The sequence below is a fragment of the Flavobacterium sp. SP2 genome, assembly GCF_057626655.1.
In genome coordinates this window covers 30,928-53,605 of sequence record NZ_JBVHBT010000011.1, presented here as the reverse complement: position 1 = coordinate 53,605, position 22,678 = coordinate 30,928, and the positions used below count along the sequence as shown (strand labels likewise).

Below are 22,678 nucleotides of genomic sequence, written 5' to 3'. Positions count from 1 at the left end.
TATAGTACAATTTATAAAATTTTAAACACAAAAAATCCCGAATTTCTCCAGGATTTAGATTGAAAAAAATCAAAAAATGAATTTATTATTTACCATCTACATAATCTTGCAAATAAGCAAATCGTTCGGTTAATTTTCCGTTTTCTGTCATTTTAGCACGTTGTAAAATGCCGTCTTTATCTCCGTTGAAAAATGCTGGAATAACATGTTCCATAAACATTTCTCCAAAGCCTTCGCTAGCATCTTTTGGTAATTCGCATGGCAAATTATCGACCGACATCACCACAATTGCACCTGGATGTGTATAAGAAACCTCTTTGTTTTCGCTTGGCAAATATCCAAAAATAGGATCGGCAATTGTAGACGCCTTGATAGTACAAGCAATTGGTCCGTCTACATCGCAAGAAATATCCGCAACGACTTTAATTTTACAATCTGCTGCTTTCAACATGTCTTGAGTTAAAATATCTGGCGCATTGTTTCCGTGAAAATGACCGGCCATAAAAACATCGGCAACTTTGGTAAAGCGTTCAAAATTAGAAGTATATTCTTGAGGATTTCTATAAAAATCTTCGTTATCCATCACTTTACCATCCAAACGTTTATTGTAATCTAAAACATCTATTTGGGTGTAAACTGGTGTCGCATATATTTTGTTCAAAAAATCATCAACAGCTACTTGTTTGATTTTTATTCCGTCCAAAATTTCTTTAGCACCCATTCCCACTTTTCCATGACCTGTAAGTACAATTTTAATGTTAGGGAGTGTTTGGCGTTTTAATCTTGTAATCAATTCATCTTTGCCCGACAATGTTTCAGCTTTAGCCAAATTGAACAATTCAAACTTTAAACCAAAAGCTCTAAAACCATTGTAAGCTCCTACAATTCCTGCATATCGACCAAAACCTATCAATCGTTTGTTTTTATCATCAACAATAGTTTCATGATCATACAAATCGATTTTTTTTTCTAAAATAGCTTGAAGTAATTTTCTATTGTGTACTTGCTTTTTTATGGTATGCGAAAAGAAAAAATACTTTTTATTTGGAATTAGTGCCTCAACCGGAACTTCTTTTACCCCAAAAAACACGTCGCAATCCGAAATATCATTAGCAACTTCAATTCCTAAATCACTATACTGAGCATCTGTAAAAATTCTAATATCAGAAGTTTCAACTTTTACTTCTGCATCTGGATGTTCCGCTTTTAATCGAACAAGTTCTTCTGGTGTAAATACTACTCGTCGATCTGGTGGATTTTTTCTTTCTTTAATTATTCCAAACTTCATTGTTTCTTTTTTTTATTGCGGATTCAAAAGTAGTATTTACGAAAACGTTTTCAAAACATTTAATCTTAAATAAAAAGACGATTTAAGTGCATAGATAAACATTTCTTAATTATTAACTATTTCAAATTTTTAAAAGTAAAATTGTTTTCTATATTTGTTTTTTATCAAATTCAAATGAAGCATTTCCTATATAAATTCACTTTTTTAATTTTAATTTCACCTATCTTCTTAATTTCTAGTTGCAATAAAAAAGAAAAAAGTATTTCTAAACATAAAAAGTCAAGTTTACTTTATGCCATAAATCCACGCGAAGATTCTTTACCAAAACTATCGGCCGAATATATTGAACAGAAAAAAATACAAATTGATAATTTTTTTACTAAAAAATGGGCAAATGATTTTGAAAACGTAAGCTTTCTTGTGGCTAAAAACGGACAAATTATTTATGAAAAATACGAAGGTTTCGCCGATAAGGAAAATAATATTTTAAATTCTCCTGAAACACCTTTACACATAGCATCGGTGACTAAAGTCTTGACGGCGAGTGCAATTTTGAAGCTAATCGATGCTAAAAAGATTGGTTTAGATGATAAATTTACCGTTTATTTCAAAGATTTTCCCTATCCTGATGTAACCATTAGAACCTTATTAAATCACCGAAGTGGCATCCGAAAGTATGGCTATTTTGCCGATGATAAAGCCAATTGGAATCGTCGTAACACCTTGACCAATAAAGACATTCTTGACATATTGATTACTAAAAATATTTCGTTGGAATACAAAACCGATACGCATTTTAATTATTGCAACACCAATTATGTGCTACTTGCTTTACTAATCGAAAAAGTTACTGGAATGAAATATGCTATGGCAATGAAAAAAATAATTTTCGAACCATTAGACATGAAAAACACCTTTGTATTTGATGAAACAACTCCCAAAGATAAAGCTACACCATCGTATAAATACAATTACATAAAATATCCATTCGATTTTTTAGATGCCGTGTATGGCGACAAAAATATTTACTCTACGCCTAGAGATTTAATGAAATTCAATTTGGCTGTAAATGCTCCTGATTTTCTTAGTAAGGACTTATTAAAACAGGTTTACAAAGGGTACAGTTATGAAAGTAAAGGAACTAAAAACTACGGATTAGGAATACGATTACATGAATGGGAAAATGGGCAAAAGTTCTTTTATCACAACGGTTGGTGGCACGGAAACACTTCTAGTTACAATACCTTGAGAAAAGAAAATGTAGTCATAATTGCATTGTCTAATAAATTTACCCACAAGACGTATCAATTAAAAAATCTTTCAGTTCTTTTTGGAGATTATCCATTCAAATTTGATGACAGTATTAAAGAATAAATTAGCTAAAAATTTTAACCAACATTTCTTTAAACAAGTCATGGTTGGATAACGAATTAGCTCCAACACCTTTGCTTTTAACATCAATATCTCGAAGTAAAGCCACAATACTACTCACTTTTTTCATTGGATAGTTGCGTAAAGCTACGTCGTAATCTTTTACAAAAAACGGACTAATGCCTAAAACTTTGGCCACATTATTGGGATTCTTATCTTTTAATCCGTGGTATTTAAGAACTTTCACAAAAAATGAAAATACCAAACTAACCGTGACCACCATAGGATTTTCTTTCTGATTATCGGCTAAGTATTGAGCAATTTGATAGGCTTTCAATTGGTTTTTAGAACCCAATGCATTTTGCAATTCAAATACATTAAAGTCTTTACTAAAACCAATATTTACTTCAATATCTTTTGGAGTAATGGTGTGTGATTTGGGTAAAATAATTTGTAATTTATTCAGTTCATTGCTTATCTTGCTTAAATCGTTTCCTAAAAACTCCACTAGCATTGCCGTTGCCTTAGGCTCAATTGAATACCCTTTTCCTTGTAAAACTCTGTTAATCCATGTACCAACTTGATTTTCGTACATTTTTTTACTTTCAAATACAACGCCATGTTTCGATAAAAGTTTGGTTACTTTTTTTCTTTTATCAAGGGTTTTGTATTTATAAGCAAATACTAAAACTGTAGTGTTTTGAGGATTTTCGACATAGTTTTCAATCTTATCGATAGTTCTAGATAATTCCTGGGCTTCTTTTACAATAACTACTTGTCTATCGGCCATCATCGGATAGCGTTTGGCATTCGAAATTATATCTTCAACTGTTACATCACGACCGTAAAGTATAGTTTGGTTAAAATCTCGTTCGTGCTCTTGTAGTATATTTTGTTCAATATATTCGGTCAGCTTATCAATATAATAAGGTTCGTCACCCATAAAAAAATATACAGGTTTAATAGTTCCAGCTTTTATATCGTTGATAATTTTTACAACCTCATCCATTATTGTCAGTATTCAGTGTTTAGTAGCAGTTGGCAGTTTGTATAAATTAACTATTTTTGTTGCATGCAAAAACTCAGTTTTCCAACCTATACATTTCGGTTCAAAAATAGTGAAAATAAAATAGCAATCTTTGATGAAATAAGGAAAAAATTTATCATTCTAACTCCAGAAGAATGGGTTCGTCAGCATGTAGTTCAATTTTTATTACAAGAAAAAAAATACCCTAAATCCTATATAAACGTTGAAAAACTGATAAAAATAAACGACCTCAATAAAAGGTATGATGGGGTTGTTTATGAACCAAATGGTGAAATATTTTTATTGATAGAATGCAAAGCACCTGAAGTAAAAATTACGCAACAAACTTTCGATCAAATTGCACGATACAATTTGGTTTTAAATGCTAAATATCTCATGGTTACTAATGGTTTAAATCATTATTTTTGCCAAATGGATTTTGAAAATGAGAAATATATTTTTTTAAAAGAGTTGCCAAATTATATTAAATAATGAAAAAAAATATTCTACTACTTTGCTTTGTATTAAGTCTAATTTCTTGTCAAAAAGAAAAGAAACAAGAAACCTCAACTATACCAAAAACAAATGATTCAACTGAAGTTGTAATAAGTGAAACTAAAGTTATAATTGATACTACATTCAGTGATGCGAATAGTATGGAAGATTATTGCATTGCCTTAGACTACTTAAAAGAGGAATATACTAAAAAGTTAAATGAAAGTAATTCTAAAGAACGTAACAATAATTTGTATGAAGCCTATTACATTATCAGAAATAAATATATTGAAAATATTACTAGATTGGACGATTCGTTGCTTATACACTATGCAGAGCAGTATAGTGAAGATCAAGATAACTATGTTTTAGATGCAAACTATACAAGAGTCGCAAATCAACTAAAAAAAGTTGCGGTCGAATTTTGGTATGTTGGTGAAGGTTTCACCGAATTTAGAAGCATTCCAAGTCACTATCCTACTATGTTTAAAGGAAAAGTTACACCAGATTATCAAGATTTTTTAGAACAAATTGCTCACGAAGATTTGGAACTTTATTCTTCGGATGGCGGTTTTATGATTCAATTTGAAGAAGTTGGTAAAAGAGTTGCTTACTGGGAAACGTTTTTATCAAAACACCCTAAAAGTTCATTAAAAGAAAATGCAGAAGGAGCTTACAACAATTATCTTAATGATTTTATTTTTGGATTAGAGAATACACAAACATACAATGAATATGAGGGACAAATTGATCCTGAATATCAAGAGGTTTTTGATGCGTACATTAAGAAATATCCAAACTTTAAATCCACAAAAAAAATTCAAGAATTTCAAAAATTAGTAGCTCAAAAAGCATCAGTTGATGAAATTCACAAAGCTTTAAAATTAAAATATAAATTTTTTAATGAATAATCGAAAACAAATAGCCGTAGTCATCCTCAATTGGAATGGTGTAAAATTATTAGAACAGTTTTTACCTTCAGTAGTTTCATTTTCAAACGAAGCTCAAATTTATATTGCAGACAATGCTTCTACAGATGATTCGGTTGCCTTTGTAAAAGATAACTATCCAACAGTACAGATTATTCAAAATGATGCAAATTATGGCTTCGCACAAGGTTATAATAGTGCACTACAACAAGTTGAAGAAGACTATTATTGCCTATTAAATTCGGATGTTGAAGTAACTTCCAATTGGCTTACTCCTATTCTATCGATTTTTGAATCTGATCAAGAAACTGCAATTATACAACCTAAAATTTTAGATTTTAAGAATAAGGAGTTTTTTGAATATGCTGGAGCTGCAGGAGGATTTATTGACAAGTATGGTTATCCATTTTGTAGAGGTCGAATATTTGACACCATTGAAAAAGACCAACTCCAATATGACGATGAACGGGATTTATTTTGGGCAAGTGGTGCTTGTTTTTTTGTAAGAAAAGAAGTCTTTAGAAAATTGAACGGATTTGATGCTGATTTTTTTGCTCATCAAGAAGAGATAGATTTGTGTTGGCGTGCTTTCAACCTCGGATTTAAATCTAAATACACCTATAAATCAACGGTTTATCACGTTGGTGGCGCAACATTAAACGAAGGTAATCCTAAGAAAACCTATTTGAATTTTAGAAATTCATTAATCATGCTGCTTAAAAATTTGCCAAAAAATAAAATTTTAAGTGTACTACTCACAAGAATGGTTCTTGATGGATTAGCTGGAATGCAATTTTTGTTAAAAGGAAAAGGGAAACATTTTGTTGCAATATTAAAAGCTCATTTTTCATTTTACGCATTAGTTTTCAATACCTTAAAGAAAAGAGAATCACTTCAAAAAGAACATTATTTTCTAACCAAAAGCATTGTTTACAACTATTTTGTTAAAAAAGGTACGATATTTGGTAAGTTGTTTAACAATACTTTATAACTTAAAGACGTTATAAATAGTAAATTTGTAAAAATAAAAAGAACATTATGAGAAAAGCAATTTTAATTCTTTCGGTTGCTGCACTAACACTTACTTCGTGCGGAGCAAAAAAGAAAATTACTGAACTAGAAGCCAAAAACAAAGAATGTCAAGATTTATTAAACTCGACAACCGTAAAATTAAATTTATGTTTGTCAGAAAAAGAAGCATTGTCGCAGCAAAATGAATATCTTAAGAAAAACAATTCTGATTTGATTTCTGCATCCAAAGACATGACAGTACTTTCTACCAAAGGTGCTCAAAATATTGAAAAAGCATTAGAAACTATCAAAGAAAAAGATTTAAAAATTTCTAGAATGCAAGATGCTTTAACTAAAAAAGACAGTGTTACATTGGCTTTGGTTACAAGTTTAAAAAGTTCAGTTGGAATTTCTGATCCAGATATTGAAGTAAATGTAGAAAAAGGTGTGGTTTTTATTTCAATTGCTGATAAATTACTTTTCAAAAGTGGTAGTTACGTAGTTAGCGATAGAGCTAAAGAAATTTTGGCAAAAGTTGCAAAAGTTGTAAACGACAAACCTACATTTGAATGTATGGTAGAAGGTCATACTGATAATGTTCCATTTACTGGAAACGCAGTATTATTAGACAACTGGGATTTAAGCGTAAAACGTTCTACCGCAATTATACGAGTTTTAACTAAAGATCTGGGTGTAAAACCATCGCAATTAATTGCTGCAGGTCGTGGCGAATTCGTACCTTTAGTAGACAACGCTTCTGCCGAAAACAGAGCTAAAAACAGAAGAACTAGAATCGTTGTTTTACCTAAAATTGACGAATTCTACGAAATGATTGAAAAAGAAATGAAGAAACAGTAAGCAGAATGCAGATTATAGATTGCAGATTATAGCTTGCAGAATGCAGACCGAATCATAAAAAAGACGCCTTGAGAAATCAAGGCGTTTTTATTTTTTGTACCAATCAAGAAAAGCTTTTGTTTTTAATCTACTGACGTTGAATTCAAAAACAGTTTTAACTTTTAAGATTACTTTTTTTTGATATTCATTTTGTACACTTTGAATGTAATTTTTATTTATAATAAATTTTCTATTTATCCTAAAAAATAATTCTGTATTCAACTCATCCTCAAGTTTTTCTAAAGAATTAATAATTATAAAACTTCGGTTTTCATTATTCAAAATATAGGTAGCGTTATTTTCACTATAAAAACAAATCACGTCTAAATCAATTATCTTTTTTAAACTTGATCCAGATGAAACTAAAAAAGAATTTTTATTTTTTTTAGAATTATTTTGCTCAAAATCAGTCCAAGAAACCTCCTTTTGAAAACCAACTTTGAGTGTTTCAATTTTTGATATCAATTTATCTAATTTGTGGTCATCGATTGGTTTTAAAAGATAATCTACCGAATTATAATTGAATGCATTGAGAGCAAATTCATTGTAAGCTGTTGTAAAGATAATTTTTGACTTGAGATCTATTCTATCTAAAATTTCAAAACAGTTTCCATCTCTTAATTTTATATCTACAAAAACACAATCTGGATGAGTATTTTCTTTAAACCATTGTACAGCATTTTTTACAGAATGAAGAATTATCAAAACATCAAACTCTTTTGATATTAGTAATTTTTCAAGTCTAATTGCCGCTGGAATTTCATCTTCTATTATAACTGCTGTCATTATTGTTCTAAATTTAGAATTGGAATTGAAACTTGAAAATAGTTTTGGGATTCAGTTATTTTTAAAGTCTTATTGGTTAAAAGTTGGTACCTGCATTTTATATTCTCCAAACCTATTTTTGTAGTTGTAATTGATTTTTTTTCAGTTATAGAATTTGAAATACATAAATCATCAGCTAAAATAAAAACAGCAATTTCAATTGGATTAACTTCATCCAAACTATTGTGCTTAAATATATTATCTATAATTTCTTGTAATGATAAAGATAAAATATATTGATTATTGGAAGTTTCGATGTCAATTTTAAAAGAAAATCCGTTTTCAAATTTAGCTTTATAAATTTCTAAATATTCGTTTATAAAATTTATTTCATCAGAAAGTAAAACAAAATCTTCCTCTTGATATTTTAAATAATATCGGTACGTATTTGATAAATGATGACCAAACTCAATAGCCTTTTTCGGATTTGTCTCGATGAAAGAAATTAAAGTATTTAAATTATTGAACAGAAAATGAGGATTTACTTGCTGCTTGAGCTGAAGATATTCCGCGTTTTTTTTATAAAAGTTATTCTTAAACAATTTTACATCTTTATTTGAAACATAAAATCTATCTCGATAATCGACAATAGTATATATAAGCATCGTTGAAAAAACACATAAAATTAAATGCAAAAGATTAGCATGAAAAACATATTTAAAACGTATTAAATTAAACAAATTAACGATTACTAATCCTAGGAAAATAGAAATTACTATTACTAAAACAGATTTGTACTTTATAAATTGCACTTTACTTAATAACTTTAAACTTATAAAAACAGTACAATTTATTAGTAAAGGAATAATTAACATTGGTGAAAAATAGTTAAAAAAAGTTTCTAATGTTGGAGTTTGAAGAATAATATCTAATGTCATTACATAAAACATCAATGATTCAAATAAACTAATTCCCACTATTACTTTTAAATAAAACTGTAAATTATCGGTAAATAAAAGTTGTTTCTTTTTACCAAAACTTAAATAATAATTTACTGTCAAATATTCGAGTAAAAAAATACAAATTCCAAGAGTGCCTTGAAATAAAGAAGTTAATAAATTTCTGGTTTCAAATTCAAAGGAAGGAAAAAATAATCCAAATGCGAAAATTATTAAAAAAATGATACTTGATGTGATCATTAATCTAGCAATCACTTTTTTTATCTTTTTTAAAAGAATTTCAAAAATGTACACATAAGCAAATGACAGAGTTGCAAAGAAAAAAATAGAATAAATAATAACTTTTTTATTTTCGAAATCTTCAAAATTACCTTTATACAAAAGAGAAAAACTCGAAATGACGAACAAAGGAAGAAATAATATTACAATAAACTTTAAAAATGATTTCATAAACTAAATTTTAAATTCATTTCAAAAGTCTAAATATAAGCAGTAAGAAAAAAAATAATTATAGTGAACGATAAAAAACTAACTGTGAACTGTACATTCAATCAATTCCATAATTTAAAGGCAACATATCGGCAACTTTTAACTCCGATAAATAACCTGAAAATATAATATTTTCAATGTTAGAGTTGTTTCCAAATTTATCAACGTAAAAAGTATCGGTTTCAAATGTAATTCTTGATTGCTGTTTTTTATCAAATAGTAAATTGAATTCGGCAACAAACTTTTTGGTAACAAACTCTTTAGTCTGCTTCGTTATTACAACTTTCTTAGCATCGCCTTCTGGAATTATGGTGAAATAATCGTTAGGATTGTCTTGATATTTACCTTTAAACAATAAAAAGTTTTCTTTATCCCAAACGTTATTGACCAAATTTCTAAAAAAATGAAGTTGCGATCCTTTAAAACAATTCTCTCTTTTTTTAAGTGTTTTTGTGTCATTGCTTATCTCGTCAAAGCGTGATAAACCCGAGTAATAGCTTCTTAATACCTCAGAAGATTTCATGGTATTTTGAAAAAACAAAACTTCAAAATTCACCAATTCATAGGTAATTTTATAACCCAAAGAATTATTTATAATCTGCAATGGAGTATCAGAATATGCCTTTAAAGTGAGTGTTTTTTCGTCGTATTCAAAGTAAATATCATCTTCGTTGCGAATCTCTACTTTTTTAGAATTGGCAGTTCTGCCTAAAAATTGCTCTCTAAAAAGTTGTAGTTTTTGCTTTCTTGAAAATCGATCTTTCTTAACAATAACTTCGTTCAAAACATTTTTTGATTCTAACAAAACTACTTTAAAAACAACATCGGTTTTGGGATTTTGAATATACTGCGTTTGATAGCCAACATAACTAACTGCTAAAATACTATTAATCTTAGAAGTGTAATTTATTGCAAAATTTCCGTTTTCGTCAGCAATTGTTGCAATTGTAGTTCCATCAAAATAAATATTGGCACCAGGTAAAGGACTATCTTGTTCGTCGACTACCTTTCCTTTAATAACTTGTGAAAAAGAACCTAAACTTACACTAAACAAAAATAAAAATAAAAAGTGTTTCATAGTTTCCTACAATATGTCTAAACTTCCTTTTCCTTCTCGAACTACAACTGGTTCATGTCCTGACAAATCAATAATTGTAGATGCCAAGTTATCACCATAACCGCCATCAATAACCATATCGACAAGGTTTTGCCATTTTTCAAAAATCAATTCAGGATCGGTGGAATATTCTAATACTTCATCATCATCATGAATGGATGTTGAAACAATAGGATTACCGAGCATCTTAACAATTTCGATAGCGATATTATTATCCGGAACCCGAATTCCAACCGTAGTTTTCTTCTTAAACTCTTTTGGAAGATTATTATTTCCTGGCAAAATAAAAGTATACGCACCTGGCAAAGCACGTTTTAAAAGTTTAAAAGTTGACGTATCAATTTGTTTTACATAATCTGAAATATTGCTTAAATCACTACATACAAAAGAAAAATTGGCTTTTTCAAGTTTGATTCCTTTAATTTTTGCAATGCGTTCCAATGCCTTAGTATTAGTAATATCACAACCCAATCCGTAAACGGTATCGGTTGGATAAATCACCAAACCGCCATTTCGTAAGACATCTACAACCTTTTTTATTGCAGCTTCGTTCGGTTTGTCTTCATATATTTTAATGAATTGTGCCATTTTTTTTAGATTGTTAGATTATTTGATGGTTGGATTATCAGATTATTAGATTATTAGAAATTTAATAGTTATACAATTTTGAAGAAAGTGAAACTCAAAACCCGAAACTTAAAAACCAATTAACCAATTACATCCAACTTTGCAAAACGTAATAATAACTTCTTAATTCCGCCAACTTCAAAACGTATTTCCGCTTTTTTATCGGCACCAACACCTTCTAAATTGATAATTGTTCCTTTTCCGAAGCGTTCGTGCATTACTATATTTCCTATTCCTAATTTACTATCAAATAAATTAGCGTTAGCCGATGGAGCATTTCCAACTGGTTTCAACTTACGAATGTTTGACGATGAAACTGGTTCGTCTGAATTTGTCTTTGGAGGAATTCCGGCAACTGGTTTTGCCAATCGTAATTTAGACTTATCAATATCGCCAAAAATATCAATATCCATCATAGGTTTGTAACGATAACCGCCTGCATCTGCTGGATTGATGTATTCGATATATTCTTCTTTTATTTCTTCAATAAATCGAGATGGTTCGCTATCCACCAATTTTCCCCAACGGTATCGCGATTGAGCATAAGTTAAGTATGCATTGTGTTCGGCACGAGTTAAAGCCACATAAAACAAGCGACGTTCTTCTTCCAACTCGCTTCTTGTATTCAAACTCATGGCACTAGGAAACAAATCTTCTTCTAAACCAACCACAAAAACTGTTGGAAACTCCAATCCTTTTGCCAAGTGAATGGTCATCAATGCTACTCGATCATCATCGCCAGTATCATTATCTAAATCGGTTGCCAAAGCAACATCTTCTAGAAATTCTGATAATGCACCACGCGCTCCGTCTATTTCTCTTTGACCTTCAATAAAGTCTTTGATACCACCCATTAAGGTTTCTATGTTTTCAATTCTAGCAATTCCTTCAGGGGTACCATCTTTTTTTAATTCCTGAACCAAACCCGTTTTTTTAGCCACATGATCGGTTAAAAAATAAGCATCTTGAGATTCATTAATTACCTGAAAACTTTTAATCATGGTCACAAAATCTTGCAACTTGGCTTTGGTTCCCGAATTTAATTTCAAATCAATTTTATCAATAACTTCCATTACTTCAAATATCGATCGCTTGTAGTGATTAGCGGCAACTGTAAGTTTTTCGATTGTAGTATCTCCAATTCCTCTTGCTGGATAATTGATTACTCTAATCAGCGCTTCTTCATCTTTAGGATTGATAACCAATCGCAAATAACACAAAATATCTTTAATCTCTTTTCTTTGATAAAACGATAAACCACCATAAATTCGATAAGGAATGTCACGTTTTCTCAGCGCATCTTCCATTGCTCTAGATTGAGCATTGGTACGATAAAGAATAGCAAATTCGCTGTTCTTCATCTGATTGCGCATTTTTTCTTCAAATATAGTTGCGGCTACAAATCGACCTTCTTCACCATCGGTAAGACTTCTATGCACTTTTATCTTATTTCCAAAATCGTTGGCTGTCCAAACAATTTTATCCAACTTTGTTTTATTCTTATCAATAATTGAATTGGCCGCTTCCACAATATTTTTCGTAGAACGATAATTCTGTTCTAGTCGATAGGTTTTTACATTTTCGTAATCTTTCTGGAAATTTAAAATATTATTGATGTTGGCGCCACGAAAAGCATAAATACTTTGGGCATCATCGCCAACCACGCATATATTTTGAAAACGATCAGATAAGGCTCTAACAATTAAATACTGCGAGTGGTTGGTATCTTGGTACTCATCAACTAAAATATACCTAAATCGGTCTTGATACTTGGCTAAAACATCAGGAAAACGATTCAGTAATTCGTTAGTTTTAAGCAACAAATCGTCAAAATCCATTGCGCCTGCTTTAAAACAACGGTCTACATAATTGGCATAAACTTCACCCAAACGAGGTTTTTTGCTCATCGCATCTTGCTCTTGTAATTCTGGGTTATTAATATACGCTTTTACAGTAATCAAGGAATTTTTGTAGGATGAAATTCGGCTAAGGACTTGTTTAGGTTTGTAAACATCTCTATCCAATTGCATCTCTTTAATTATAGCAGAAATTAATCTTACCGAATCTTGTGTATCGTAAATCGTAAAATTAGATGGATAACCCAATTTGTCGGCTTCACTTCGAAGAATTCTGGCAAAAACAGAGTGAAAAGTTCCCATCCACAAATTTTTCGCCTCATTATTTCCCACAATATCGGCAATACGCTTTTTCATTTCACGTGCTGCTTTGTTGGTAAAAGTTAGTGCTAATATTGAAAAAGAATCTACTCCCAAACTCATTAAGTAGGCAATTCGTATCGTCAAAACTCGTGTCTTACCCGAACCAGCACCAGCAATAATGATCATTGGTCCGTCTTTCTGCAATACCGGCTTTTGTTGTGCTTCGTTAAGTTGGCTTATATACTGTTGCATTATAAAATGTCTGATTAAATATTCAATACAAAAATAGTCTTACTAAAATTGATTAACAATTAAAATGATTGTATTTATTATCTAAAATAGTATTTTTGTACCTAAAAAACAATACAATGACTACTGATAAAATTTTAGAATTGGCTTTTTATACTTTACCAGCATTAATAACTGGTGGCGTAGCGTATTATTTATTTGATTCTTATTTCAAAGATCAACAAAATTCACGTCGATGGATGGTTCAAAAAGAAAATCAAAAATTGTCATTACCAATTCGTTTGCAAGCTTACGAACGATTAGCTTTGTATTTAGAGCGAATCAACTTAGGCAAATTGGTGGTTCGTGTTGCTCCATTTAACGATGCTAAATCGGATTATGAAAACCTTTTGATTCAAAATATTGAACAAGAATTTGAACACAATTTAGCACAACAAATCTACATAACTGACGAAACTTGGAAAATCATCTTGACTTCTAAAAACACAACGATTCAAATAATCCGAAAAACAGCAATGAGTGAAAAAATTACCTCATCGCACAAATTGCGCGAAGCAATACTGAATGATTTGATGGATAACGAAACTCCAAGTTCAGTTGCTTTGAGTTATTTAAAAAACGAAGTCTCTGAAATTTTATAAAATTCTAAGGATTCAAAATTCGATTCAACTGAAAGTGTTCCGCTTCATCTAGCGTTGGTAACATCGTTTCAAAAATTGTTCTGTAGCCTTCCATTTTTAGTAATTCTCGAATAGTATCTCGAGCATATTTTACTATTTGCCATTTATGATGTGTAGTTGCATTGACTAAATTTTTTAAAACCAATTCATTTTTAGGAACAATTTGCAACAGATTTTCTAAAGCATTTTGACGAATTGAACTTTCATAATTGGGTGATGTATACGAAATTAATTCATTTAAGTAGTTGCTTTTCATTGCAGTATCTGCAAGGGGAAAATTTTGATATAATGCTAGAAAAGTAATTCGTAAATCTTTATCGTTTTTACCTGTCCAATCTTTGGCAATTTCTAAATATTTAGCTCGTTCTGCTGGAAAGCTTTCAAATAATTTAATGAAAACAAGCTTTTTGGTATCGTAAGATTTATCATTTAGAAGCGATTCAAATTCTGATTTAAAATCGTTTGGAATTGTATTAAAAGTTTCTGCAACAGCTTGACGGACTTCGATATTATTGGTTTGTAAAGCCAAGAGAAGCAAGTTTTTCTTTTCTTCAAATGGAACTTGAACTACTTGATATAGTACTTCTTTCTTCAAAACATAATTGATATCCGATTGCATCAATTGAGAAAAATAAGCCTCCTTTTCTGTAAACGATTTTGATTTGTAACTGTTAATTTCGACTAATTTTCGATAAAAAGTACTTTTCATTAAAAGTGTATTGGCATCGTCAGTTGGAAAACGATAATCTTCTAACCACTTCTTCTGAAAATTTACAATATCGAAATTGGAAACCTTTGCAATTTCATTCAAGAAATCAGCCGTTTCTACATTTTTATAAGCATACTTTTTAAGATAATTCTGTACTACTTTTTGAAATTTTTCAGCACCAATTTCTTCGCGAATGGCATGCAAAGCCCAAGCTCCTTTTTGGTAGAAACTTAGAGAACTTGCTTTTTCGTTAAGAACCGGAATGGTATCGGTTTTAGCCGCATTTCGCAGTTGTAAGGACGATCGATACAAGGCATTGAAAAAGTAATCGTCGCCAAAAATATCGCGTTCGGCAAGCAAGGCGTAATAGGTTGCAAATCCTTCTTGAAGCCAATGATGCTTACCTGATTTTGCAGTAACCAAATCGCCAAACCATTGGTGCGCCAGTTCGTGTGCATTGACATTAATGTAATTCCTATCGTTATAACCACTTTCGTCAACCACAAAATCTTGTGCAAAAATAGTTGACGATGTATTTTCCATTCCAGCGTACAAAAAATCTTCTACCGGAACCTGACGGTAAACTTCCCAAGGATATTTTACACCAATTTCCTTTTCGAGATAATTAAAAATTCTAGTGGAATTTTTGTAGGTGTACTCATATTTATCTTCATCAACAGGTTTGAAATAATTTTCTAAAGGAATTCCCGATTTGGACTTTTCTTTTTTATGTTTGAATTTTCCAATAGCAAGCATTACCAAATACGATGACATTGGTTTTTTCATTTTAAATTTCGATATTTTTTTGTCGAAACCGAAAAAATCTTCTAAAACTTTAAATTTTCCATTACCAACCGCAATAAAATTATCTTCGTGCGCAATTGATAAATTAAAAATTACCTTCTCATTAACGTCATCGAAACTTGGCAACCAATGACTAGTGTTTTTACCTTGACCTTGAGTCCAAATTTGTTGACCATCATCTAAACCAGTAAAATATATCGTTTGTTTTGGATTACTAATATATTCAAAACTTAATTTGTTCTTTCCAATTTTGAAACCTTCAAAAAGTTTTAATTGCCTTAAATCGTTATTGTATGAAACAAATTTATCATTGATTTTAACACTGCCAAACTTCATACTAATAGCATCAATTCTTATAGTATCTATTGGCGCTTTCACATTGAAATAATAAACAATATTTCCTCCACTCATTTTTGTTAAAAAACGCACGTTAACAAACGCATCGCATTTAATAAAATCAACTTTAGTAGTTTGCTGACCAAAAGATAAAACAGAGAAGAATAAAAGCAGTAAATATTTCATACATTTTATAATTGAATTACAAATATAGTCATTGAAATTGAAATTGAAATTCTATCTTCGCATTACAAATTTTAATATTGAATATTCAACTTTGAACTAAGAATTTTGAAAATTTAAAATGTCTAACAATCTATTACAAACTCCTATCGAATACCTAAAAGGCGTTGGTCCTTCTCGTGGCGAATTGCTTCGAAAAGAACTCAACATCCATCGGTATGGCGATTTGATGAATTTTTTTCCAAATAGATATATTGACAGAACTAGATATTATAAAATCAATGAACTTCAAAATTCGAATTCAGAAGTTCAAATTATTGGTAAAATAATTCATATCAAAACCGTTGAATTTGGCAAAAATCAAAAACGACTGGTAGCTTCCTTTACTGACGAAACTGGACAAATGGAACTCACTTGGTTTCAAGGTGTAAAATGGATTCGTGAAAGTTTAAAACTCAATGAAGTGTATGTAATTTTTGGAAAAACCTCCAATTATGGAGGTCAATTTTCAATGGCGCATCCCGAAATGGAATTGTTGGAAGAACACAAAGCCAGTTTGCGAAGCGCGATGCAACCCGTGTATCCAAGTACCGAAAAATTAACACAACGTGGCGTCACAAATAAAGTTGTAAACAAAGCCATTCAGCAATTGTTTCTAGAAATTAAAGGGCAATTTATAGAAACGCTTCCTGAAAATATTCTGAATAATTTGAAACTGATTCCGAAGAATGAAGCCATGTTTAATATTCATTTTCCGAAAAGTCAAGATCTTTTGGCGAAAGCGCAATTTCGATTAAAATTTGAAGAATTGTTCTTTATTCAATTGCAATTAATCACAAAAAACTTAATCCGAAAACACAAAATAAAAGGACATCCATTTGACAAAGTAGGCGAAATTTTTACCGATTTCTATAACAATCATCTGCCGTTTGAATTGACAAATGCGCAAAAAAGAGTGATTAAAGAAATTAGAAATGACATGGGAAGCAACGCCCAAATGAACCGACTTTTGCAAGGTGATGTGGGTTCAGGAAAAACAATTGTAGCGTTAATGTGCATGCTTTTAGCAAAAGACAATGGTTTTCAAAGTTGCTTGATGGCGCCAACAGAAATTCTGGCAAATCAGCATTTTATTGGATTATCAGAACTAGCTAAAGATTTGAACATCAATATAAAAATACTAACTGGTTCAAGTAAAACATCCGAAAGAAAAATCATTCACGAAGAACTTGAAAACGGAAATTTAGACATCATAATCGGAACGCACGCGTTGCTTGAAGATAAAGTAAAATTTAAAAATTTAGGTTTGGCCGTAATCGACGAGCAACATCGTTTTGGTGTAGAACAACGTTCGAAATTATGGAAGAAAAACGAAATTCCGCCACACGTTTTAGTGATGACGGCAACTCCTATTCCGAGAACGTTAGCTATGAGTTTGTATGGCGATTTGGATATTTCAGTAATTGATGAATTGCCACCAGGAAGAAAAGCGATTCAAACGGTGCATCGCTTTGATTCCAACCGATTAAAAGTTTGGAAATTCCTAAAAGATGAAATCGCAAAGGGAAGACAAATTTATATTGTTTATCCATTAATTAATGAAAGCGCCACACAAGATTATAAGGATTTGATGGACGGTTATGAAAGTATTTCAAGAGATTTTCCGTTGCCACACTATTCCATTTCAATAGTTCACGGACAGATGAAACCAGCCGAAAAAGAAGCCGAAATGCAACGATTTGTAGCTGGAAAAACCAACATTATGGTAGCTACAACGGTTATTGAAGTTGGCGTAAACGTTCCAAACGCAAGTGTAATGGTTATAGAAAGTACCGAACGCTTTGGGCTTTCACAACTCCATCAATTGCGCGGTCGTGTTGGTCGTGGCGCCGAACAAAGTTATTGCATATTAATGACCGGTCCAAAACTCGGAAACGACAGCAAAACTCGAATTGAAACCATGTGTCGCACTAACGACGGATTTGAAATTGCAGAAGTCGATCTTAAACTTCGTGGACCAGGCGACATTATGGGAAAACAACAAAGCGGTGTTTTGAATTTACAAATTGCCGATTTGGTAAAAGATAGAGATATTTTAATGCTAGCTAGAGAATACGCAATGAAACTCTTAAAAGAGGATGCTTCTATGAGCAAACCGGAACATCAAAAAATGAGAACAATTTTTATTGAAATGAGTGCCAAAAAGAATATTTGGAACTATATCAGTTAACAAATGTTATCAAATGTTAATGTTGTACCTACAAATGTTAAATAAAAATTAACTACCAAAATTTTCCCAATTCTTAAAGCTATTTTTGTTTTAAACAATCGTTTAATGATATCGTGTCATTAAAAATACTCTTGCTATGAAAATAAAATACGTCGCTTACGCATTAATAATCATTGGTCTTGGTGGTTTTATAGCGTACAGAATTACAGAAAATAAAAGCGAAAACGAAGATCCGAAAGGAAAAGATGGAAAAGGAAAAGAAATGACTGTTGGCGGAATTGTTGCCAAAACAGAAACATTTGATAATAATTTATCCCTTTCTGGTTCCATTGAAGCGAATGAGCAGGTTGAAATTCGAAGCGAAGTATCTGGAATTGTAGAAAGTATCAATTTTCAAGAAGGAAGTTTTGTAACTAAAGGACAACTTCTCTTTAAAGTAAATGATGCCGAACTTCGAGCACAATTACGTCAAGCGCAAACAAAGCAAGGCTTAGCATCTGAAAATGAAAGACGTGCAGGTTTGTTATTAAAAAAAGAAGCAATAAGCCAAGAAGAATACGATATTTCTCGAGCAGATTTTAAATCGGCACAATCTCAAAGTCAATTAATTCAAGCCCAAATTGCTAAAACTGCTGTTCGAGCGCCATTCTCTGGAAAAATTGGATTGCGTTCTATTTCTCCTGGAACTTACATCACTCCTACCGTTTTGGTTGCGAATTTGGTAAATATTTCAAAATTAAAAATTACGTTTTCGATTCCTGAAAAATATGCTACACAAGTAAAACCAAATAGTAATTTGAGTTTCACAGTAACTGGTTCTACAGAAAAATATACGGCCAAAGTATACGCCATCGAACCAAGTGTTGATGCCAATACTAGAACGTTGCAAGTAAGAGCCATTGCCGAAAACAGCGATGGAAAACTTCTCGCAGGAACGTATGCCAATGTAGAATTGCCTTTAGAAATTATAAAAGATGCTATAGTCATTCCAACAGAAGCGATTGTTCCAGTTCAAAATGGTAAAAAAGTATTCGTTTCTGAAAACGGAAAAGCCAAAGAAGTCATGGTGGAAACAGCAACTAGAACCGACTCCTCCATCTTAGTTTTATCAGGATTAAAAGCTGGTGATACTATAATTACAAGTGGTGTTATGAGTTTAAAAGCCGATGCACCAGTTAAAGTAAGAATTCAAAAATAATGATTTTAGTATTTTTCAGTAATGCATCTGAAAATAAAAAATCTGAAAATAAAAATATATGAGTTTATCAACGTTAAGTATCAAAAGACCAGTATTTACAATTGTAATCAATTTAGCAATTGTACTTTTTGGTGCCATTGGTTACTCTTTTTTAGGTGTTCGAGAATTTCCTTCGATTGATCCGGCGCAAATATCTATTAGGACCAATTATGCCGGAGCTAATTCAGATATTATTGAATCACAAATAACCGAACCATTAGAAAAAGCAATCAATTCTATTGATGGAATTCGAAATGTAACTTCATCGAGTATTCAAGGAAGTAGTAATATTACGGTCGAATTCAATTTGGATAAAAATCTTGAAGAAGCGGCTAACGATGTTCGTGATAAAGTTTCGCAAGCGGTACGAAGTTTACCTCAAGATATTGATGCTCCGCCAGTGGTTTCTAAAGCCGATGCTAATGGTGAAGCGATTATTTCGATGACGGTTCAAAGTGATACTCGAAGTCCTTTGGAATTGAGTGATTATGCCGAAAATGTTATTGGACAACGACTGGAAACCATTCCCGGTGTGAGTGGAATTCAAATTTGGGGACAAAAGCGATATGCCATGCGTTTGTGGATTGATCCTGTAAAACTAGCATCTTATGGTTGCACTGTTGCCGAAGTTCGTGATGCGCTAAACAAACAAAATGTTGAACTACCTTCAGGAAAACTTACCGGAAACAACACAGAATTGACAGTAAAAACTGTTGGAAATTTATCTAAACCTGAGGAATTCAACAATATAATTATCCGTTCTGAAGGAGAGAAAATTGTACGTTTTAGTGATGTTGGTTACGCCGAATTAGGAGCCGAAAACATTGAAACAAAAATGAGTCAATCGGGGTTACCGTTAGTAGGCGTTGCAATTGTGCCACTTCCTGGAGCAAATTATTTGGATATTTCTAAAGAGTTTTATGCCGAATTTGAAAAACTTAAAAAAGATTTACCAAAAGATATTAAATTAAATATTGCTATCGATTCGACAGTTTTCGTAAAGAAATCAGTTATTGAAGTTGCCGAAACCTTAGGGATTTCAATCCTTTTAGTAATTCTAATTATTTATTTATTTTTTAGAGATTGGGCTATTGCTTTCCGTCCACTTATCGACATTCCAGTTTCGTTGATTGCAACCTTTTTCATCATGTGGCTGTTCGGATTTTCTATAAATGTACTAACGTTATTAGCAATTGTACTTGCAACCGGATTGGTTGTAGATGACGGAATTGTAGTTACCGAAAACATTTTCAAGAAAGTTGAAGAAGGAATGTCGCCAATTGAAGCCGCTATAAAAGGTTCTAATGAAATCTTTTTTGCCGTAATTTCGATTTCAATTACACTTGCAGCTGTATTTTTACCAGTAATATTTTTGGAAGGATTTGTGGGTCGACTCTTTCGAGAATTTGGTGTAGTAATTGGTGCGGCAGTTTTAATTTCAGCCTTCGTATCTTTGACGTTAACTCCAATGTTGAACGCCTATTTGATGAAAGGTGGCGAACAAAAAAAATCAAAATTTTATATTAAGACCGAACCTTATTTTGAAAAATTGAATTCAAGTTACGCCAGTTATCTGAATCGATTTATGAAAAGAAAATGGTTGAGTTTTCCGATTATAATCATCTGTTTCGGATTGATTTATTTATTTTTCAATATACTTCAAAAAGAAACCGCACCTTATGACGATAGAAGTGCCTTAACAATGAGTATTACCGCGCCGGAAGGTTCATCTTATGAATACACCGACCGATTTATGCAGGAAATATCTCGACTTGTAGACGATTCTATTCCAGAGAAAAAGGTTAGTTTGATTATCACTTCGCCTGGTTTTGGAGCTTCAACTGTTAACAGTGGCCGTGTTAGGATTGCATTAAGCGAACCCGGAGAACGTGAACGCTCACAAAAAGAAATTGCCGAAAAACTTACCAAATGGACCAAGCAATATCCAGATGCTAAAACATCGGTGGTTGAGCAACCAACTATTGCCGTAAATCGTCGTGGTGGATTGCCTATTCAATACATTATTCAAGCGCCAAATTTTCAGAAATTAGAAGAAAAAATTCCTTTATTTATGGAAGAAGCGGGCAAAAATCCAACTTTTTCTACAACTGATGTGAATTTAAAATTCAACAAACCCGAAATCAACGTAACCATCGATCGTGAGAAAGCTGAAAGTTTAGGAATATCGGTAATTGATATTGCTCAAACCTTACAACTTTCTTTAAGTGGACAACGTTTCGGCTATTTTATGAGAAGCGGAAAGCAATACCAAGTAGTTGGGCAATTCGACCAAAAAGACCGCTCGAAACCGCTCGATTTGACTTCGATGTTCGTCAAAAATAGTTCGGGACAATTAATCCAAATGGACAACGTGGTTACGATTGAAGAGAAAAGTAATCCGCCGCAATTGTATCATAATAATCGATACATGTCGGCAACAATTTCTGCAGGTTTGGCACCAGGAAAAAGTATCAGTGACGGTATTGATGCCATGAACGAAATAAAAGCCAACGTTTTGGATGATACTTTCACAACCGATTTAGGTGGAGAATCTCGAGATTTTGTGGAAAGTAGTTCGAATACTACCTTTGCATTTGGATTGGCTTTGCTACTGATTTTCTTGATATTATCAGCTCAATTTGAAAGTTTTATTGATCCGTTTATCATTATTCTAACTGTTCCGATGGCAGTTGCTGGAGCTTTATTTTCGCTTTGGTTATTTGATCAAACATGGAATATCTTTAGTCAAATTGGAACCGTAATGTTAATAGGATTAGTTACTAAAAACGGAATCTTAATTGTTGAATTTGCCAATCAGTTGCGCGAACAAGGCAAACCAAAATTAGAGGCTATTCTAGAAGCATCAGAAGCTAGACTACGTCCAATTTTAATGACCAGTTTGGCAATTGCACTTGGAGCTTTACCAATTGCTATGTCGCTTGGAGCAGCTTCAACCAGTAGAATTGGAATGGGAGTTGTAATTGTTGGAGGAACTATTTTTTCTTTAATATTAACTTTATTTGTAATTCCTGCGTTGTATTTAATGTGGTCAAAAGCTAGAAAACATTACCCAGAATTTGATCATATTGAAGAATATGAAAAATCCGTTAAATAAT

General features: G+C 31.9%; 17 protein-coding genes. 9 read left to right on the top strand and 8 right to left on the bottom strand.

Going from position 1 to position 22,678, the window contains the following annotated elements:
* Nucleotides 1-85: 85 nt before the first annotated feature.
* A complete protein-coding gene (locus ACZ098_RS16675) occupies nucleotides 86-1,288 on the bottom strand; it encodes an NAD(P)-dependent oxidoreductase (RefSeq protein ID WP_487312901.1) in 1,203 nt (400 codons plus the stop codon).
* A 174-nt stretch (nucleotides 1,289-1,462) separates the two neighbouring features.
* Between ACZ098_RS16675 and ACZ098_RS16670 the strand changes: the two genes are divergently transcribed.
* Nucleotides 1,463-2,662: a serine hydrolase domain-containing protein gene (locus ACZ098_RS16670; RefSeq protein WP_487312900.1), complete on the top strand. Its 1,200-nt coding sequence runs from the start codon at nucleotides 1,463-1,465 to the stop codon at nucleotides 2,660-2,662.
* Nucleotide 2,663: 1 nt separating this feature from the next.
* On the opposite strand, the gene holA is transcribed toward ACZ098_RS16670, so the two are convergent.
* Nucleotides 2,664-3,668 carry a DNA polymerase III subunit delta gene (holA, locus tag ACZ098_RS16665; protein WP_487312899.1) on the bottom strand — a complete coding sequence of 335 codons (1,005 nt, stop codon included), beginning with the start codon at nucleotides 3,666-3,668 and terminating at the stop codon, nucleotides 2,664-2,666.
* A 63-nt stretch (nucleotides 3,669-3,731) separates the two neighbouring features.
* Here holA and ACZ098_RS16660 point away from each other — a divergent pair, with 63 nt between their 5' ends.
* The 4 genes from ACZ098_RS16660 to ACZ098_RS16645 are packed head-to-tail and all read left to right on the top strand — an operon-like array spanning nucleotide 3,732 to nucleotide 6,979.
* On the top strand, nucleotides 3,732-4,178 hold the full coding sequence (locus ACZ098_RS16660) for a type I restriction enzyme HsdR N-terminal domain-containing protein (protein ID WP_487312898.1): 447 nt from the start codon (nucleotides 3,732-3,734) through the stop codon (nucleotides 4,176-4,178).
* On the top strand, nucleotides 4,178-5,092 hold the full coding sequence (locus ACZ098_RS16655) for a hypothetical protein (protein ID WP_487312897.1): 915 nt from the start codon (nucleotides 4,178-4,180) through the stop codon (nucleotides 5,090-5,092). Before ACZ098_RS16660 ends, ACZ098_RS16655 begins: the two co-directional genes overlap by 1 nt.
* The gene (locus ACZ098_RS16650) at nucleotides 5,085-6,101 is read left to right on the top strand and encodes a glycosyltransferase family 2 protein (protein WP_487312896.1); all 1,017 of its coding nucleotides are present in this window, start codon (nucleotides 5,085-5,087) and stop codon (nucleotides 6,099-6,101) included. The genes ACZ098_RS16655 and ACZ098_RS16650 overlap by 8 nt, the downstream gene beginning before the upstream one ends.
* Nucleotides 6,102-6,148: 47 nt before the next feature.
* Complete coding sequence (locus ACZ098_RS16645; protein ID WP_487312895.1) at nucleotides 6,149-6,979, top strand: OmpA/MotB family protein; 831 nt, start codon at nucleotides 6,149-6,151, stop codon at nucleotides 6,977-6,979.
* Between the two features lie 87 nt (nucleotides 6,980-7,066).
* Here the strand turns inward: ACZ098_RS16645 and ACZ098_RS16640 are convergent, their stop codons facing one another.
* The 5 genes from ACZ098_RS16640 to ACZ098_RS16620 form a co-directional block, all read right to left on the bottom strand.
* Nucleotides 7,067-7,804: a LytR/AlgR family response regulator transcription factor gene (locus ACZ098_RS16640; protein WP_487312894.1), complete on the bottom strand. Its 738-nt coding sequence runs from the start codon at nucleotides 7,802-7,804 to the stop codon at nucleotides 7,067-7,069.
* Complete coding sequence (locus ACZ098_RS16635; protein ID WP_487312893.1) at nucleotides 7,804-9,192, bottom strand: sensor histidine kinase; 1,389 nt, start codon at nucleotides 9,190-9,192, stop codon at nucleotides 7,804-7,806. The genes ACZ098_RS16640 and ACZ098_RS16635 overlap by 1 nt, the downstream gene beginning before the upstream one ends.
* Before the next feature lie 97 nt (nucleotides 9,193-9,289).
* Nucleotides 9,290-10,309 (bottom strand): carboxypeptidase-like regulatory domain-containing protein, encoded by a 1,020-nt coding sequence (locus ACZ098_RS16630; RefSeq protein ID WP_487312892.1) that lies wholly within the window; start codon nucleotides 10,307-10,309, stop codon nucleotides 9,290-9,292.
* A 6-nt stretch (nucleotides 10,310-10,315) separates the two neighbouring features.
* Nucleotides 10,316-10,936, bottom strand: a complete 621-nt coding sequence (locus ACZ098_RS16625) for an L-threonylcarbamoyladenylate synthase (RefSeq protein WP_487312891.1) — start codon at nucleotides 10,934-10,936, stop codon at nucleotides 10,316-10,318.
* A 119-nt stretch (nucleotides 10,937-11,055) separates the two neighbouring features.
* Nucleotides 11,056-13,386: an ATP-dependent helicase gene (locus ACZ098_RS16620; RefSeq protein WP_487312890.1), complete on the bottom strand. Its 2,331-nt coding sequence runs from the start codon at nucleotides 13,384-13,386 to the stop codon at nucleotides 11,056-11,058.
* 116 nt (nucleotides 13,387-13,502) lie between these two features.
* Between ACZ098_RS16620 and ACZ098_RS16615 the strand changes: the two genes are divergently transcribed.
* Entirely contained in the window at nucleotides 13,503-14,024 is a 522-nt protein-coding gene (locus ACZ098_RS16615) for a DUF7935 family protein (protein WP_487312889.1), read from the top strand.
* A gap of 4 nt (nucleotides 14,025-14,028) precedes the next feature.
* Here the strand turns inward: ACZ098_RS16615 and ACZ098_RS16610 are convergent, their stop codons facing one another.
* Nucleotides 14,029-16,098 (bottom strand): M1 family metallopeptidase, encoded by a 2,070-nt coding sequence (locus ACZ098_RS16610; protein ID WP_487312888.1) that lies wholly within the window; start codon nucleotides 16,096-16,098, stop codon nucleotides 14,029-14,031.
* A 118-nt stretch (nucleotides 16,099-16,216) separates the two neighbouring features.
* Here ACZ098_RS16610 and recG point away from each other — a divergent pair, with 118 nt between their 5' ends.
* From recG to ACZ098_RS16595, 3 genes are all read left to right on the top strand, one after another.
* Nucleotides 16,217-18,325, top strand: a complete 2,109-nt coding sequence (gene recG / locus ACZ098_RS16605) for an ATP-dependent DNA helicase RecG (RefSeq protein WP_487312887.1) — start codon at nucleotides 16,217-16,219, stop codon at nucleotides 18,323-18,325.
* Nucleotides 18,326-18,461: 136 nt separating this feature from the next.
* Entirely contained in the window at nucleotides 18,462-19,523 is a 1,062-nt protein-coding gene (locus ACZ098_RS16600; RefSeq protein ID WP_487312886.1) for an efflux RND transporter periplasmic adaptor subunit, read from the top strand.
* A gap of 58 nt (nucleotides 19,524-19,581) precedes the next feature.
* On the top strand, nucleotides 19,582-22,677 hold the full coding sequence (locus ACZ098_RS16595) for an efflux RND transporter permease subunit (RefSeq protein ID WP_487312885.1): 3,096 nt from the start codon (nucleotides 19,582-19,584) through the stop codon (nucleotides 22,675-22,677).
* The last annotated feature ends 1 nt before the right edge of the window (nucleotide 22,678 follow it).